The 17,789-nt window shown below is 61.1% G+C and carries 10 protein-coding genes; 7 read left to right on the forward strand and 3 right to left on the reverse strand.

Annotated elements, in window-relative coordinates:
• Positions 1-126: 126 nt before the first annotated feature.
• Positions 127-345, reverse strand: coding sequence for a hypothetical protein (locus E4P32_RS19185; RefSeq protein WP_135008768.1), 219 nt, complete (start codon positions 343-345; stop codon positions 127-129).
• A gap of 343 nt (positions 346-688) precedes the next feature.
• On the opposite strand from E4P32_RS19185, the gene E4P32_RS19190 reads away from it, so the two are divergent.
• The 4 genes from E4P32_RS19190 to E4P32_RS24150 all read left to right on the forward strand — a co-directional run bounded on the left by E4P32_RS19190 (position 689) and on the right by E4P32_RS24150 (position 4,238).
• A complete protein-coding gene (locus E4P32_RS19190; protein WP_233526729.1) occupies positions 689-1,822 on the forward strand; it encodes a sensor histidine kinase in 1,134 nt (377 codons plus the stop codon).
• Between the two features lie 79 nt (positions 1,823-1,901).
• Positions 1,902-2,252 carry a response regulator gene (locus E4P32_RS19195; RefSeq protein WP_158559745.1) on the forward strand — a complete coding sequence of 117 codons (351 nt, stop codon included), beginning with the start codon at positions 1,902-1,904 and terminating at the stop codon, positions 2,250-2,252.
• Positions 2,253-2,715: 463 nt separating this feature from the next.
• A complete protein-coding gene (locus E4P32_RS19200) occupies positions 2,716-3,912 on the forward strand; it encodes a CocE/NonD family hydrolase (RefSeq protein WP_116435884.1) in 1,197 nt (398 codons plus the stop codon).
• Positions 3,913-4,070: 158 nt separating this feature from the next.
• Positions 4,071-4,238: a hypothetical protein gene (locus tag E4P32_RS24150; RefSeq protein ID WP_167735769.1), complete on the forward strand. Its 168-nt coding sequence runs from the start codon at positions 4,071-4,073 to the stop codon at positions 4,236-4,238.
• Between the two features lie 94 nt (positions 4,239-4,332).
• Here the strand turns inward: E4P32_RS24150 and E4P32_RS19205 are convergent, their stop codons facing one another.
• Complete coding sequence (locus E4P32_RS19205; protein ID WP_116436045.1) at positions 4,333-4,734, reverse strand: VOC family protein; 402 nt, start codon at positions 4,732-4,734, stop codon at positions 4,333-4,335.
• Between the two features lie 369 nt (positions 4,735-5,103).
• On the opposite strand from E4P32_RS19205, the gene E4P32_RS19210 reads away from it, so the two are divergent.
• Both E4P32_RS19210 and E4P32_RS19215 read left to right on the forward strand, forming a co-directional pair.
• Positions 5,104-5,574 carry a cupin domain-containing protein gene (locus E4P32_RS19210; RefSeq protein WP_116435885.1) on the forward strand — a complete coding sequence of 157 codons (471 nt, stop codon included), beginning with the start codon at positions 5,104-5,106 and terminating at the stop codon, positions 5,572-5,574.
• Positions 5,575-6,170: 596 nt separating this feature from the next.
• A complete protein-coding gene (locus E4P32_RS19215) occupies positions 6,171-14,960 on the forward strand; it encodes a glycoside hydrolase family 94 protein (RefSeq protein ID WP_233526730.1) in 8,790 nt (2,929 codons plus the stop codon).
• 25 nt (positions 14,961-14,985) lie between these two features.
• Here the strand turns inward: E4P32_RS19215 and E4P32_RS19220 are convergent, their stop codons facing one another.
• Positions 14,986-16,707 (reverse strand): IlvD/Edd family dehydratase, encoded by a 1,722-nt coding sequence (locus E4P32_RS19220; protein WP_116435886.1) that lies wholly within the window; start codon positions 16,705-16,707, stop codon positions 14,986-14,988.
• A 158-nt stretch (positions 16,708-16,865) separates the two neighbouring features.
• Between E4P32_RS19220 and E4P32_RS19225 the strand changes: the two genes are divergently transcribed.
• The gene (locus E4P32_RS19225; protein ID WP_116435887.1) at positions 16,866-17,765 is read left to right on the forward strand and encodes a LysR family transcriptional regulator; all 900 of its coding nucleotides are present in this window, start codon (positions 16,866-16,868) and stop codon (positions 17,763-17,765) included.
• Positions 17,766-17,789 lie beyond the last annotated feature (24 nt).

Genomic DNA, 17,789 nt, shown 5'->3' on the forward strand with positions numbered 1-17,789 from the left:
CAGCTTCGCGGCCCTATGCACAGATAAAAAAGCCCGCCGCCGGAATGAGCCGGCTGCGGGCGAGGCAGCCATGACGGGCTGCGAGGAGATGCGGTAGCGGGGTCAAAATCGCGCCGGCCGACGAGGTCATGCGGTGTTCCGGACAAGCGCGTCGCGACCGTACTGCGGGTGCAGTGCTTCAGGAAAAAGTGGAATCAGGCGCAGGCGACGCTCGTCTTCTTCCTCGTTGCGCATGTCTTCTGCGTCAAGGAATTTCAAATGCTTGTCGACCGAAAAACAGGCCCACACGAGGAGCACGTCGAGAAGAATGATTCCGATGCTGGTCAAGCTGAGACTGGAGCCCATGATTGAATCCTTTCGGTCGGGATGTTTCGGTAGGAAACGCTGCATTTGAATCAAGCATACTCAACAGAATGTGTTCGTCATATCAGTCAAATCCTGATTTCCGAGGAGCAACGGCCTGCTTTCGATGCTTTCGCCATGTGCGACGCGTACTCCAATGCGAGACGGTGCGGATCGGTTCAGATCGAAGAAATTGACGCCGAAGCAGTCGGAGAACGCGCGGATTGCGCCGCAAGTCCGCTCTTTATCGGTAGGTCGCTCGAATAATATCGAAACCTTTGTTTGCATTTAGCGAGTATTTACCCCACCCTGTCCGGTTAGGCACTTCGCCCTCATCCTGGATCATATGAAGCTCTCGACATTCATCATCACCAACATGGAACAAGTTCTTGCGGAATGGGATCGATTCGCAAGAACGCTGGAACTGGAAGGGTTGCTGTCGAGGAGGGAAGTTCGGGATCACGCAGAGCAGATTCTGCGGGCAATTGCGCTGGATATAGACACGCATCAAAGCGCGGAGCAACAGCAAAGAAAATCACAAGGCCTGTCGCCAGAAAACATCGTCGCCAGCGGGGCGTCCATTCACGGAACCGCCAGGCAACACGACGGCTTCACTCTATTGCAACTGACCGCCGAGTTCCGCGCGTTGCGGGCCACGGTGCAGCGTCTCTGGTTCGCCCTCGGAAACGCGTTGACGCCAGCCCACAGCGCGGATCTGATTCGATTCAACGAGGCCATCGATCAGGCGCTGGCGGAATCTGTCGCGACCTATGCGGCACAGGCGGCACGGGCCAAAGATACCTTTCTCGCCATTCTCGGCCATGATTTGCGCAATCCCCTGGCAACCATCGCCCTGTCCAGCAGCCTTCTGGGTCAGCCCGGGATGACAAAGGAAGGGATCGCATTACTGGCGCCGCGCGTAAAGCGGAGCGCGTCCATGATGAATTCGATGATCAACGATCTGCTGGAATACGCACGGGCTGAACTGGGCGGCAAAATGCCGATGGCGTTTGCCGATGCGGATATGTTGGATATCTGCCACTCCGCCGTGATCGACGCTTCCGCAGTCCATTCTCAATGTACCTTCGTCGTGGATGCCAAAGAGCCGGTCCTCGGTTGCTTTGACCAGGTAAGACTGCAGCAGGTATTTACCAACCTGCTCAACAACGCCGCCCAGTACCGTGGCGATGAAATGCCCGTCACGATGACGCTGTCATCGGATGCCGACAGTGCAACGATCTCCATCCAGAATTCCGGCGCCTTGATCCCGAAAGAGGCCATCGATGCGATTTTCGATCCCATGGTGCAGTTGGCGATTGTTCCCCAGCAAAGGCAACGGGCAACGACGAGCCTGGGGCTGGGCTTGTATATCGCAAAAAAGATTACCGAAGCTCACGACGGCTCGATAGGTGTCGAGTCCCGCGATTCCACCGGAACGACATTCACTGTCGTCATTCCCAAAGCAAGACCCCGTCATTGACCCCTTGTCCTACGCATTAAGAGCGTTGCGCCTATGGCGACGCAGTAAAGATGATGTCATGGTCGGTTATGGAGAAAATATGAACAAAAGCATTCTGATAGTGGATGACGAGCCGGACTTTCTGGACGTTATCGAAGTGGCGCTTGTGATGGGCGGTTACCGGGTCACGCGGGCCAAGGACGGCAAGCAAGCCTGGGAAATCCTCGACAACGAGACGCCGGGCATCATTTTGTCCGATTACTCCATGCCGAGAATGAATGGATGCGAACTATTCGACCTGGTGAGGAATTCCGGCCGAGGCAAGGATATGCCATTCATCTTCATGAGCGCGACGCCGGAACTGATCAATTCTGTCGGGACCTATTCCGTGCTCCGCAAGCCATTTCAATTCGATGCCCTGATGGCCAAAGTCGATTCCATGTGCTCTTGACGAGCTGCGTTTGAAGCTCAGTCCGGCGACGCCCATCCGGTGCCGAAATCTGCGCGGCCCAAAGATACTGTCTTCCCGCAACGCCATGCGTTCCACTCCAGCGCCACTCCAGCGCGCATGTTCTGCGAGCTTTACTCCCCCAAACCAACCCGTCCCCTCGGCATCAACCTCGGCCAGCCAGACTGCAGGCGAAGCGGAGGACGCGCCTGACATTGCCGTTACCGATAAAGCAAAAGCAAGGCCTCGGTTGTAGTGACTGTCGGTTGTTGTTCGTGACCGCTGCAAAAAACCTCATGGTGATATCGAGGAAATAGAAATGCCCGCTCACCGCGGGCTTTTTTTCGACCTGTCCCCGTCATCAGCATTTCGTCAGAAATGAATGTAAAAATTTTGCGGGGCTGCGACAAAACAATCTACATGACAGGGGAAGGTATATGGGATCAACAACGAGATTCAATACCAAATGAAGGCGCGTCTTCTTGCGACAAACGCCTTGGCGATGTGCTGGTCATACCGGGTTCTGCGCCTGATCACGGCATGGGTGGCATGGGTGGCATGGGTAGCGTGTGTGGCATTGTGGGATGGCGCCGCAATAGCGGAGGATCTGCCTTGGGGCCAGGCCATGCATGAGCAAGTCATCACAATACCCAATCTGAGCGGCACCTTGCAATTGGAGACCACCATCTTCAAGCCGAACGGCAAGGGCCCCTTCCCCGTGGCGATCATCAACCATGGCAAACAATCCGGCAATCCCGCGCGGCAACCACGCGACCGTTCGCCGGTTGTGGCGCGGGAATTCCTTGAGCGCGGCTACGCGGTCATCCTGCCCATGCGCGAAGGCTTCTCACGTTCCGGCGGCGTCTACGCCATTCCTGGTTGCAATCTCGAATACAACGGCAAGTACGAAGCCGACGACATTCACGCCGCCGTGGCCTTCGTCCAGCAACAGCCGTGGGCCGATCATGACAAGATCGTGATCATCGGCCAGTCGCACGGCGGCCTGAGCGCCATGGCCTTCGGCGCGCGCAATCCGGCGCATGTGAAAGCCCTGATCAATTTCGCCGGCGGCCTGCACTATGAGGGAGGCAGCTGCCGCTGGCAGGACTCCCTTGTGCATGCTTTCGAGAGTTACGGCAAGACCACCACCATCCCGAGCGTCTGGTTCTACGGCGCCAACGATAGTCTCTTCAGTCCCGAACTTGCGCGCCGCATGTTCGACGCCTATACCAAGACACACCTCGCCAACGTCAGACTGGTCGCATTCGGTCCTTTTGGGACCGATGCGCATAACCTGAGCGGCAGCATCGCCGGCATCCCCATATGGTGGCCGGCAACAGAAGCGCTGTTGCAGCGCGTGGGCCTGCCGACCAAACGCCTGTTTGTCGCCACCAACGAGGGCGAATTACCGGTCACGGAAATCGTGGAAGGCCAGCCGCCGCCAGGACTGAACAATGTTGAACAAGCGGCCTACGACAGATTCCTGCAGACACCACTTCCGCGTGCCGCCGCCCATTCACCGTCGGGCATCTGGAGCACCAGCTCCGGCGGCCCGGATTTCGTCGAGCGCGCGCTGAACAGTTGCCGGGAGCGCTCGAAACTTCCCTGCAGCCTGTATCTGGTGAATCACAGCGTCGTGCAAAGCGAGTCTGCAGTACACTGAGCCGCCGGCCAGACATGCCCGCTACGGATGGAAGAGGATGCGGAGATAAGAAAGATATCCTGATCGCCGACCGCCGAAAGATTCCCCTATCCCACACCAGCCAAGGGAATTCCCCTTCATGTGTGGTAAAAAGACTAAACCCTTAATCAGGAGTAGCCATGCATCAGCGATACGACGAAAGTACCGCCAATCTGAAAGAATTGATGACGATCGCCCCGATCAGTCATCAGGCCTATGTGGCGCATGTGCGGGCGAAGGTTGATACCCGGCGGCAAATGGAAGATGCGAGAGAAGAGGCCAGGCAACGGAGTGAGGAAGTGCTCTAGCGACGGCGGCCTCAAAAGGGGTATTTTTGGGGTGGAATCAGATTGTCCGATAACGACCGGGAACCGACATGCAAGCGGAACTTCAATCAGTGCTTTATTGACTGAGTCGAGCCTGGGCCGTGACAGTCACCGGAGTAAAAAAATTGACCAGATTCCCGTCCGGGTCCCGGAACAGCAACGAGCGATTACCCCAGGGCATTGTGGTGGGAGCTTGAACCAGATACGGTCCTATCAAGGCGGACAATCGCATGAATTCCGAATCGACATTTTCAACTTGAAATTCGATGATTGCCGAGCGATTCTGTCCCGGATCTGCAATCCCCGGGCCGAAAAATTGAAGGGTGCGAGTGCTGCCCAAAGCCAGGACTGCACTTGAAGTCCTCAACTCGCAGAAGTCTTCTGTGTATATGTGAGCAGAACGATTGACAAGCTGTTCATAAAATTTCCGTAGTCGAGTAATGTCGGCGGTGATCAAACGGATAGATACCAAATTCATGACGACCTTTCCAAAGGGAACACGCATCAAGTGATGCGAGTCGTCGTTTTACACGGGTGCTCCTGACAGCGTGGTGTCAGGAGCGTCGATCACACGCTGCCGTGTACGACCAAGCCACTGAGCGAACGTTTTCGCTCCTCGCCTTTGCAAAAGTCGATATGCGACGGATAGTGTTTCGTTCCTTTCCGGCCAAGAAAAGACATTAAAGCCCCAAGAACACACCATGCTTTGTGCGAGCCGCCAAACAACCCGGCATCAAAGCGATATGCAAGGCGACGCGACTACCGTGAACCGGCGGCGATGCTATGATCGCCACAGCCCGTATCGGCTACCTTCTCAATTCGAAACAACTAAAAAAATGGAGACTCCATGCGTCAAAAAATCACACTCGTCTCGCTTGCCATCGTCGGCGCATTTGCCGCCGGCATTGCGGCGTCGCCGCTGGTGCAACATCTGATCCCGGACGCCCATGCACAGCAAGCGCCGCTGGTTGCAACCGTGATCGATCTGAATGCGATCACGCACGCTGCGCTGCCTGCCACCCCTTATCCGGAGTTGCGCTCGAAGACCCTGGTCAACACGGACAACGCCACCATCAATCTGCAATCCGGCAACGTCGACAAGCACATTCATGCCAAGACCGACGAGATCCAGTACATCGTCGAAGGCAGCGGATCCATGTGGCTGGGCGGTGAACTCAAGGAGTTCAAACCCGGCAGCCTGATCATCATCCCGAAGGGAACGCCGCACGCCGGCGCCGTGGTGACGAATGGCCCGGTCAAGGCGATTGCGATCAAGATCCCGCCGCAGGCCAAGGACGACATCACCTTTGTGCATTAATCACCCTGCTGGTCCGTACCGCGATTGCGTTAGGGACCGCATCTGGCTGTATCTCGGAATGCTGCTGGGCTTGATTGCCATTACCTTCGTGCCCTGGATATCAATCGGTTTTCTTTGACAGATCGATATGACCAATGAAAGCCCCTGTAACTACGGGGCTTTCATTTTTCCATGATCAGGTAAGCGCGGCAGGGCCATATCTGACAGCAGAATCAGCTATCCGCAACCGGCCTGAATGACATCATCAGGCCGGAATTGACGTACACTCCCAGAGGATTGCCGACAACCAGCTGTCCCGACGCAATTCCTGAAGCAATACATCCATCCTCTTTCTGAATCGCCCCGCAACAGCTTGCATGCGCGCGGCGATTCAACTCGCATCGAACCCAGCCATCCTGCGTGTGACCCGGAGCACACAAACCTGGATTCAGCTCTTTCCGCTAGACCCCATTGACCGCTCACTGCGCATGACTGCGTTGTCGGCGGCGTTTATACGCTTGTACCAAACGATTGCTCCCCGCCGCCGCAGATCGCAACATCGCGGCTTCGGGCGAAAGGCATCGGCGTTGGTGCCGGCAGGATGAAAGACGTGAATCATGAATGAAGACCAGAACATCCTCATAGAAGAACTCCCGCTGCGCGCCGAATTGTTCAGCGCCTTGCAAATGGAGCAGCATGGCCGCGTGCTGGCCAACGCCCACAAGCTCAATCCGGACTACGGTCCCGACAAGCTGCTGGTGCGACTGGCCGACAACGAACTCACCATCATCGATGCCTGCACGCGCCTGACCGAGGCCATCAAGGCCGGTCGCCAGGTGACGCCTGCAGCGGAATGGCTGCTCGACAATTACTATCTGATCGAAGAACAGATCCGCACCGCCAAGCGCCATCTACCCAAGAACTACAGCAAGGAATTGCCGCGCCTGCTCAACGGCCTCTCCGCCGGCAGTCCACGCGTCTACGACATCGCGCTGGAGACGATCTCGCACGGCGACGGCCGCGTCGATCCGGAGAGCCTGAGCCGCTTCGTCGTCGCGTATCAGCAGACCACCACGCTCAACCTGGGCGAGCTGTGGGCCATTCCGATCATGTTGAGGCTGGCGCTGATCGAGAATCTGCGACGCGTTGCGGCACGCCTGTCGGCCACGCTGATCAATCGCAACCTGGCGCATTCCTGGGCCGACGCCATGCTCGACGTGGCCGAGAAAAATCCGAGCAACCTGATCCTGCAAGTAGCCGACATGGCGCGCTCGGCGCCGCCGATGGAAAGCGCGTTCGTCGCCGAACTGGTGCGCCGGCTGCAAGGCCAGAGTCCGACTCTGACACTGCCCCTGACCTGGCTGGCGCAACGCCTGACCGCATCCGGCAACAGCATCGAGCAGCTGGTGCAACAGGAAAGCCAGAGTCAGGCCGCCGACCAGGTCTCCATCAGCAACAGCATCGGCTCCCTGCGATTCCTGAGCAGCATGGACTGGCGCGAGTTCGTCGAAACCATGAGCGCAGTCGATCACATCCTGCGCGAAGATCCCGACGATACCTATGCGCGCATGGACTTTGCGACACGCGATCGCTATCGCCACGTGGTGGAAAAAATCTCGCGCGAAGGATCGCTGTCGGAGACCGACGTAGCCCATCGGGCGATCGCCATGGCGCGCGCTGCAGCTACGGTAGCAACAGCGGCACCAACGCAAAACAATGGCGCGGATCGCCGCGCGCATGTCGGCTATTACCTGATCGACGCCGGGCTGCCGTCATTGCAGGCGACTGCCGCCATTCCTGTTACGCCACGCGAAAAACTGACGCGACTGGCATCGACACGTCCGCTGGCAACCTACCTTGGCGCCATCGCCCTGATCAGCGCGCTATCGACGTGGTGGGTGCTGGCCGAGGCGCATCAGCGCGGCGGGCAATATTGGCATCCGCTCTGGCTGGCGGTGCTGGGCGCACTCGCTATCCTGCCTGCCAGCCAACTGGCGCAATCGATCATCAACTGGCTGGTGCCCTTGCTGACGCCGCCGCGGCTGCTCCCGCGCATGGATCTGTCCGGCGGCATTCCACCAGAATGCCATACGCTGGTGGTGGTGCCGACCCTCCTCGTTACCAGCGCCGGCGCCGAGAATCTGGTCGAGGCGCTGGAAGTACGCTTCCTCGCCAATCAGGACGCCAATCTGCGTTTTTGCCTGTTGACCGACTTTGCCGATGCGGCCAGCGAGAACATGCCAGCGGATGCGCCCTTGCTGGCGTTCGCAACGGAATTGCTGAACGCGCTCAATCTGAAATACCCGCGCGCCGGCGGTGACAACTTCCTGCTGCTGCATCGTCCGCGCCGCTGGAATCCGGCACAGGCGACCTGGATGGGCTACGAGCGCAAACGCGGCAAGCTGGGCGACCTCAACGCCTTCCTGCGCGGTGGCGCACAGGAACCGTTCAGCGCCATCGTCGGCGACACCGGCGGCCTCCTCAACACCCGTTATGTCATCACGCTGGACACCGACACCGAACTGCCGCGCGATGCCGCCCGCCAGTTTGTCGCGACCATGGCGCATCCACTGAATCGTCCGGTCTACGATCCGGCGCAAAGGAAAATCAGCGACGGCTACGGCATTCTGCAACCGCGCGTCGCCGTCAGCTCACCCAGCGCGCAAGCTTCGCGCTATGAATTGCTGTATGGCGGCGAGACCGGCATCGATCCGTATACCCGCACGGTTTCCGACGTGTATCAGGATCTGTTCGGTGAAGGTTCGTTCATCGGCAAGGGCATCTACGATGTCGACGCTTTCGAAAAAGTCTTGCAGGAACGCATGCCGGAAAACCGCATCCTCAGCCATGATCTGCTGGAAGGGAATTACGTCCGCGCCGGCCTGATCAGCGACGTGCAGTTGTATGAACAATATCCGTCGCGTTACAGCGCCGACGTCAGCCGCCGCCATCGCTGGATCCGCGGCGACTGGCAGATTGCCGCGTGGATGTGGCCGCGGGTGCCGGTCCGGCGCGATGCAGCCGGCAAGCTGCACTACGAAAAAACACCGCTGTCGGCGCTGTCGCGCTGGAAGCTGTTCGACAATCTGCGCCGCAGCCTGGTCGCACCGGCGCTCACGCTGGTGACCCTGAGCGGTTGGATGCTGTTGCCGGGGGCATGGTTCTGGACCGGCATTGTGCTGGCCGTGACGCTGGTGCCGACCGTGTGTTCGTTGCTGCTCAATCTGATCAGGAAACCCGACGACATTCGTCTGCAGCAACACGTTTCGGCAGCATTCACGACGCTGGGCGCGCAACTGGTGCATGCAGGTCTTGCCATCAGCCTGCTGCCCTACGAGAGCTGGTATCAACTGGACGCCATCGTCCGCACGCAATGGCGTCTGCATGTGTCCGGCAAGGGCCTGCTCGACTGGAACAGTTCCGGCGAAGCCAATGCCCGCGCCGGCAATGGATTGCGCTCCTACTACACGGCGATGTGGCAATCGCCGCTGCTGGCGCTTGCCGTCGCCGTGTATCTGGTGCTGCGCCATCCCATGGCGCTGACCGCTGCCGCGCCCATCCTGCTGCTGTGGTGGCTGGCGCCGGTGATCGTGTTTCGCATCAGCCAGCCGATCCTGCGACGCGCGCCGCGTCTTGACGATACCCAGCAAAGCTATCTGCATGCGCTGGCGCGCAAGACCTGGCTGTTCTTTGAAACCTACGTCGGTCCGGCCGACAACTGGCTGCCGCCCGACAACATGCAGGAACATCCGGTAGAAGTGCTGGCGCGGCGCACCTCGCCGACCAATATCGGCCTGTCGCTGCTGGCCAACCTGACGGCCTACGATTTCGGCTACATCCCTGGCGGCCAGTTGCTGGAACGCACGCGCAACACCTTCCAGACCATGGCAGCCCTGGAGCGGCATCAGGGGCATTTCTACAACTGGTACGACACACAATATCTGCGTCCGCTGCCGCCCGCTTATGTATCGACCGTGGACAGCGGCAACCTGGCGGGCCATTTGCTGACCTTGCTGCCGGGCTTGCAGGCGCTGGCCGATGCACCGGTGCTGCATGCCAAGCTGTTCCCCGGCATACGCACGGCGCATGCGATCCTGCACGAACTGTCGCGGACTTTACCGCTGACCGGAGAGCAGCAATTGTCGCCGCTGTTCACCCGTGAACTCGACAGCGCCTGCGCGACGCCTCCGACGTCGCTGAGCCAGGCCTGCGTCGTACTGGAGAGCCTGAATCGTCACGTGGATGAGTTTTCCCGCGGGCTGAATCAGGTATCGTTCTCCAGCACGACCAGCACACCAGGTTCGCCGTCCGACAAACAACCGCAACGATTCAGCCAACTGCGCAGCTGGGAACGCGCGCTTGCCAGCCAATGCCGCGAAGCGCTGGCCGAACTGCATGCGCTGGCGCCCTGGCTGCGCTCGGATCAACTCCAACGCTGCTGCGAGGAATTTCCATCGCTCGCAGCCACGCTCAATGGCCCGCTCAGCCTGCGCCAGATTGCGCAGTTACCGGCACTGATTGCGCAAGCGCAAGCACCGGTCTCTGCCAACGCAGTGGAAAGCAAGCGCGTTCCGGGCGACCTGCAAACGCTGTTCAAGGAAGCCAGCGATCTCGCCGCCGCGCGCCTGGCCGCCATCGATATGCTGGCCGTGCAGGCCGGCGAGTTCGCACGCATGGAATACCGTTTCCTGTACGACCCCGCCACACATCTGCTGGCGATCGGCTACAACGTCACCGAGCGCCGGCGCGACACCGGCTTCTATGACTTGCTGGCATCGGAGGCGCGCCTCGCGACCTTCGTCGGCATCGCGCAGGGACAGTTGCCGCAAGACAGCTGGTTTGCGCTCGGCCGGCAACTGACGCTGGCCGGCGGCGAGCCTATCCTGCTGTCGTGGAGCGGTTCGATGTTCGAATACCTGATGCCCTTGCTGGTGATGCCGACTTTTGGCGGCACCCTGCTCGACCAGACCTATCGCTCGGTGGTGGAACGGCAGATCAGCTACGGCGCACAACGCGGCGTCTACTGGGGCATGTCGGAATCGGGCTATCACAGCTTCGACGCCAGCCTGAATTACCAGTACCGCACCTTCGGCGTGCCGGGTCTCGGCTTCAAGCGCGGACTGGGCGACGACCTGGTGATTGCGCCGTATGCCTCGATGATGGCGCTGATGGTCGCGCCGGAACAGGCTTGCAGCAATCTGCAGGCGATGAGTGCGGCAGGATTCGAAGGCGTCTTCGGCATGTATGAGGCCATCGACTACACCGCATCGCGCCTGCCGCGCGGTCAGAACAATGCCCTGATCCGCTCCTTCATGGCGCATCACCAGGGCATGGGATTGCTGTCGCTGGCGTATCTGTTGCTGGACCGGCCGATGCAGCGCCGCTTCGAATCGTATCCGCTGTTCCAGGCCACCATGTCGCTGCTGCACGAGCGCGTGCCCAAGGCCGGCGCGAATTATTCCAGCGCCTCCGAGCTTGCCGATGTACGCGTCGCTTCCACCGCGCAGGACCAGCAGATTCGCATCGTGCGCCGGCCCGATCCGCGCACGCCCGAAGTGCAACTGCTGTCCAACGGCCGTTATCACGTGATGGTCACCAGCGCCGGCGGCGGCTACAGCCGCTGGAACGATGTCGCCGTCACGCGCTGGCGCGAAGACACCACACGCGATCACTGGGGCAGTTTCTGCTACGTCCAGGATATTCGCGACAAGGAGTTCTGGTCGACCGCGTATCAGCCGACGCTGGCCACGCCGACGCATTACGAAGTGATTTTCTCGGAAGGCCGCGCCGAGTTTCGTCGCAACGATCGCGATATCGAAATGCACACCGAAATCGTGGTCTCGCCGGAAGACGACATCGAATTGCGCCGCACCAAAATCACCAACCGTTCGCGCACCACGCGCACCTTGGAGATCACCACCTATGGCGAAGTCGTGCTGGCGCCGTCGGCGGCGGACGCAATGCACCCGGCCTTCAGCAACCTGTTCGTGCAGACCGAGATCGACATGCAGCGCGGCGCCATTCTGTGCACACGCCGGCCGCGATCAGCCAATGAAGTCGTACCGTGGATGTTCCACCTGATGGCGGTGCACGGCGGCGGCGATACCCATGCTGATGCAGCGTCGTATGAAACCGACCGCATGCAGTTCCTCGGCCGCGGCAACACGCCGGCGACACCGCAGGCAATGCGGCAGACCGGACCATTGTCGAACAGCGCCGGCTCGGTGCTTGATCCGATCATGGCGATCCGCCGCCGCATCACGCTGGAGGCGGAGCAATCCGTCACCATCGACGTGGTGACGGGCGTCGCCGCCACCCGCGACGTCTGTGCAGAACTGATCGGCAAGTACCAGGATCGCCATCTGGCCGATCGCGTCATGGAACTGGCATGGACCCACAACCAGGTGGTGCTGCGCCAGCTCAACGCCAGCGAAGCGGATGCGCAACTGTACGGCCGCCTGGCGAACTCGGTGGTCTACGCCAATCCCCTGTTGCGCGCCGACGCCAGCATCCTCGCGCGCAACCGGCGCGGCCAGTCGGCGCTGTGGAGCTATGCGATTTCGGGCGACCTGCCGATCGTGCTGGTGCAGATACGCGACATGGCCAGCATCGAACTGGTGCGCCAGCTGGTGCAGGCGCATGCTTACTGGCGCTCGAAGGGGCTGGCGGTCGATCTGGTGATCTGGAACGAAGATCACGCCGGTTACCGGCAAGTGCTGCAGGAGCAGATCCTGAACATGATCTCCTCCGTCACCGGCGCGCATACCATCGACCGTCCGGGCGGCATCTTCGTGCGCCTGCTCGACCAGATCTCCGACGAGGACCGTATTCTGTTCCAATCGGTGGCGCGCGTGATCCTGAACGACAGCAGCGGTACGCTGGCCGAGCAAGTCGCGCGGCGCGATGCGCCTGAGGTGAAGATGCCGTTGTTGTCCGCGAGGACCGATCTGGTTGCTGACGCCACCATCGCGACGTTGCCGGCCGCGCGTGCACCCGCACCATTGCTGGACAACGGCATGGGCGGCTTCAGCGCCGACGGCCGCGAATATCTGATCGTCACCGGTGACGACCGTCATACGCCGGCGCCGTGGAGCAACGTCATTGCCAATGCGCAGTTCGGCAGTGTGGTCTCGGAGAGCGGGCAAGCCTATAGCTGGGCCGAGAACGCGCATGAATTCCGCCTCACGCCGTGGGCCAACGATCCGGTCAGCGACGGCGGCGGCGAAGCCTTCTATCTGCGTGACGAATACAGCGGCGCCAGCTGGTCGCCGACGCCGCTGCCGCGACGCGGAACGGGTGAATACCTGACGCGCCATGGTTTCGGCTACAGCGTGTTTGAGCATAGCGAAGCCGGTATCTTCTCGGCACTGAGCACGTTCGTCGCCCTGGATGCGCCGGTGAAATACATGGTGCTGCGCGTACGCAACGATTCACAGGCGCAGCGTCGTTTGTCCGCCATCGGCTACGTCGAATGGGTGCTCGGCGACTTGCGCGCCAAGACGGCGATGCATGTCAATACCGAGACCGACACGGCCACCGGCGCACTGCTGGCCAGCAACCACTACAACACGGAGTTTCCGCAACGTGTCGCCTTCTTTGATCTCGACGCCGCCGCCAAGAACGTCACCTGCGATCGCAAGGAGTTCATCGGACGCAACCGCTCGCTGCAGGATCCCATCGCGCTGGAACGGCAGCGCCTGTCGGGCAAGACCGGCGCCGGCCTGGACCCCTGCGCCGCGATACAGACCACGTTCGACCTGGCGCCCGGTCAGGAGCGTGAGCTGGTGTTCGTGCTCGGCCTCAGCGATACGCGCCAGACCGATACCGCCACGTTGATCCTGCGTCATCGCGGTGTGACGGCGGCACAGGCGACGCTGGCATCGGTCAAGGATTACTGGCAGCGCACGCTCGGCGCAATCCAGGTGACCACGCCGGAACCAACGCTGGACGTACTGGCCAACGGCTGGCTCCTGTACCAGACGCTGGCTTGCCGCATGTGGGCGCGCAGCGGCTACTACCAATCGGGCGGCGCGTTCGGCTTCCGCGATCAGCTGCAGGACAGCATGGCGCTGGTGCACAGCGAACCGGCGCTGGTGCGCAGCCACTTGTTGCTGTGCGCTGCACATCAGTTCGTCGAAGGCGACGTCCAGCATTGGTGGCATCCGCCGACCGATCGCGGCGTGCGCACGCATTGCTCGGACGATTACCTGTGGCTGCCGCTGGCGGTGCATCGCTACGTCACGATCACCGGGGACACGTCAGTACTGGATGAGACCGTACACTTCCTTGAAGGTCGCGCCGTCGGTGCAGAGGAAGATTCCTACTATGACCTGCCGCAACGTTCGGGCGACAGCGCCAGTCTCTATCAGCATTGCGTCCGTGCGATCCGCCACGGTTTGCAATTCGGCGTACACGGTTTGTCGCTGATCGGCTCCTGCGACTGGAACGACGGCATGGACAAGGTCGGCGAACACGGCAGGGGCGAAAGCGTCTGGCTCAGCTTCTTCTTCTACGAAGTGATGCAGCGTTTCGCCGACGTTGCGGTGATCCATCAGGATCAGACGTTCGCCGCCGAGTGCCGCGCGCAGGCGCAGACGCTGCAGCAGCACATCGAACAGAACGGCTGGGACGGCAACTGGTATCTGCGTGCGTATTTCGACGACGGCACGCCGCTCGGTTCCCACGCCAACGTCGAGTGCCAGATCGATTCGATCTCGCAAAGCTGGTCCGTGCTGTCCGGCGCCGGCAATGCCGATCGCACGCAACAGGCGATGCAATCGGTGCGTCAACGCCTGGTCCGCGACGACGACAAGCTGATCCAGTTGCTCGATCCGCCGTTTGACCGCTCCGATCAGAATCCCGGCTATATCCGCGGCTATGTACCCGGCGTGCGCGAAAACGGCGGGCAATACACACATGCCGCCATCTGGACAATCATGGCCTTCGCGCGCATGGGCGACCGGCAGTCGGCATGGGACCTGATGCGCATGATCAATCCCATCAATCACGCGCGCAATGCCGAAGAGATCGCGGTCTACAAGGTCGAGCCTTACGTGGTCGCTGCCGACGTCTACGCCGTCACGCCGCACACCGGTCGCGGCGGCTGGACCTGGTACACCGGCTCGGCCGGATGGATGTACCGCTTGCTGGTCGAATCGCTGCTGGGCTTCCATGTCGAAGGCGACAAACTGACCATCAATGCCTGCGTGCCGGACGACTGGGACAGCTATGGCATCGACTACCGTTACGGCGACACCACCTATCGGATCATGATCACGCAAACGAGGGGAAATGGGTCACCGGGAGCATGCCGCTTCAGCGTCGATGGCATAGCCTTAGCTGAGGCTGTCCTGACGCTGGTCGATGATCGTCAGGAGCATCGTATCGACGTCATGTTGTCGCGCTAAGCTGGTGGTGCCGGATTGCAGCAATTCACTCCGGCGTCTTGCCCACCATCCTGGCCGCACGCAGGAAATCAAAATCCACGCCCTGGTCGGCCTGCGTCACGGTGTCGAGGAACAGCTTGGCATAGCCGCGCTCGGCGGTGGGAATGACCAGCGGCGTCTCTTGTGCACGCCGGGCCAGTTCTTCGTCCGTCACCAGCAAGGCGATCTCCCGGCTCGACACGCTCAGGCGGATGCGGTCGCCGTTTCGTACATAGGCCAGCGGTCCGCCGATGGCCGACTCCGGGGTGACGTGCAGCACGATGGTGCCGAAGGCGGTGCCGCTCATGCGGCCGTCGGAAACCCGTACGATGTCTTTCACGCCGGCGCGCGCCAGCTTGCGCGGGATCGGGATGTAGCCGGCTTCGGGCATGCCGGGCGCACCTTTGGGACCGATGTTCTTGAGCACCAGGATGTCGTCCGCGCTGACGTCCAGCGTGTCGCTGTCGATGCGCGTGGCCATGTCCTCGACGTTCTCGAACACCACGGCGCGTCCAACGTGCTCCATCAGCCGCGCGTCTGCCGCCGACTGCTTGATGATCGCGCCGCCGGGCGCCAGGTTGCCGCGCAGGACGGCGATGCTGCCTTGCGGATAAATGGGATTGGCAGCCGAACGCACGACGTCTTGCGGAAAGCCGTCGCCGGCGCGTTCGAGTTCTTCGCCCAGCGTGCGTCCGGTCACCGTCATCGCCTCGAGTCGTAGCAAGGGCTTGAGTTCACGTAGCAGCGTCGCCATGCCGCCGGCGTGGTGGAAGTCCTCCATGTAATGTTTGCCAGAGGGCTTCAAGTCCAGCAGCACCGGCGTCTCGCGGCCCATGCGGTCAAGCGCCTCCAGATCGATCTCGAGTCCCATGCGTCCGGCAATCGCGGTCAGGTGCACGATGCCATTGGTGGAGCCGCCGATGGCCAGCAACACCCGCATGGCGTTCTCGAAGGCGGCCGGCGTCAGTATCTTGTCGATGGTCAGGCCGTCGTGCGCCATCTGCACCGCCTGCGCGCCGGTTTCTTCGGCCACGCGAATGCGGTCTGCGGTCACCGCCGGCGGCGAGGCGCCCCCCGGCACCGTCATGCCCATGGCTTCGGCGATGCAGGCCATGGTGCTGGCGGTGCCCATCACGGAACAGGTCCCCACGCTGGCGACCAGCTGGTTGTTGACCTCGGCAATTTCTTCCGCGTCGATTTCTTCGGCGCGATATTTGCCCCAGTAGCGCCGGCAATCGGTGCACGCCCCGACCCGTTCGCTGCGATGACTGCCGGTGAGCATGGAGCCGGTGATGAGCTGGATCGAAGGAATGCCCGCCGAGGCCGCGCCCATCAGTTGCGCCGGCACGGTCTTGTCGCAGCCGCCGATGAGCACCACGGCGTCCATCGGCTGCGCACGCACCATTTCTTCGGTGTCCATCGACATCAGGTTGCGCAAGTACATGCTGGTCGGCGCCGAGAAACTCTCGTGGATCGAGATGGTCGGAAAATCCATCGGCAATCCGCCCGCCAGCATCACGCCGCGCTTGACTGCTTCGATCAGCTGGGGCGCGTTGCCGTGGCAGGGGTTGTAGCTGCTGCCGGTGTTGACGATGCCGACCACCGGCCGCTCGAGCGCCTGGTCGGTGTAGCCGGCGCCCTTGATGAAAGCCTTGCGCAGGAACAGCGAGAAGCCCTGGTCGCCGTAGTTGGTGAGTCCTTTTTTCAAACCGGTTTGCTTGGGTTTCATTTGTCTCGTTTCCGGCTGCCTGCCCGCAAGGTCGGTAGCTTGTCGGTTATCGAAGCCTGTTGATCAACAGGTGGTGAAGCGGAATACTGGGCGCTTTCATTACAAAAAACAATTTGGTATTTCTTGCTTTAAAAGAAGATATTTTTTAGTATCGATGCATGGACCTTCGCTACATTCAAAGCTTCGTCGCCACCGTCGAATGCGGTTCGATCGCCGAGGCGGCGCGCCGTCTGGACCTGACGTCGGCAGCGTTGGCCGCGCGCGTCAAGGCGCTCGAAGAAGAACTCGGGACGCCCCTCCTCAAGCGCTCCGGCCGTTCCGTGAAGCCGACTGCGGCCGGCCTCAACATTCTCGACAGCGCCCGCAGCATGTTGCGCGAAGAGCGCGACCTGCGTGCGATGGCCGTCAAGGAATCGCCGGTCGGCGAATTGCGTCTGGGCACCTTCGTCTCGGCGCTGACCACCGTGCTGCCGCCGGTCTTGCGCACGCTCTACGCGGAGCATCCCGATCTGTCGGTGTCGGTGGTGTCGAATGGTTCAGTCGAGTTGTGCCGCATGGTGGCGGCAGGAGAACTGGATGCGGCGGTGGTGGTCGAGCCGCAGTTCGCGATTCCCAAGACCTGTGAATGGCGTCCTCTGATGGACGAACCGCTGGTGGTGGTGGCGCCTGTCGCCATGGCCGGTCGCGATCCGCATGCGCTGCTGCGCGAGGAACCGTTCATCCGCTACGACCGTACGGTCTGGGGCGGCCAGTTGGCCGATCGCTATTTGCGCGATCACGGCATTCGTCCGCATCAGCGCCTGGAGATCAATGGACTGATGTCGATTGCCGTGATGGTTGATCATGGACTCGGCGTGTCGCTGTTGCCCGACTGGTCGGCGCTGTGGTCGGGCGGTCTGTCGATCGCGCGGGTGCCGTTGCCGAGCCATGCGCCGGTACGCCGGATCGGTTTCATCTGGGGTGTGCAACGTCCTCATGCCCATCTTGCCGGCCTGTTCTTGAAGCACGCCGAAGCAGTGTTTCAGAAACAGTCCGGCAAGCGCAATTCGCGCAAATAGCCACCCGGGCGGGTCGGCTATTTG

It is taken from the genome of Herbaspirillum sp. 3R11 (assembly GCF_004563925.1).
Classification (GTDB): Bacteria; Pseudomonadota; Gammaproteobacteria; order Burkholderiales; family Burkholderiaceae_D; genus Herbaspirillum.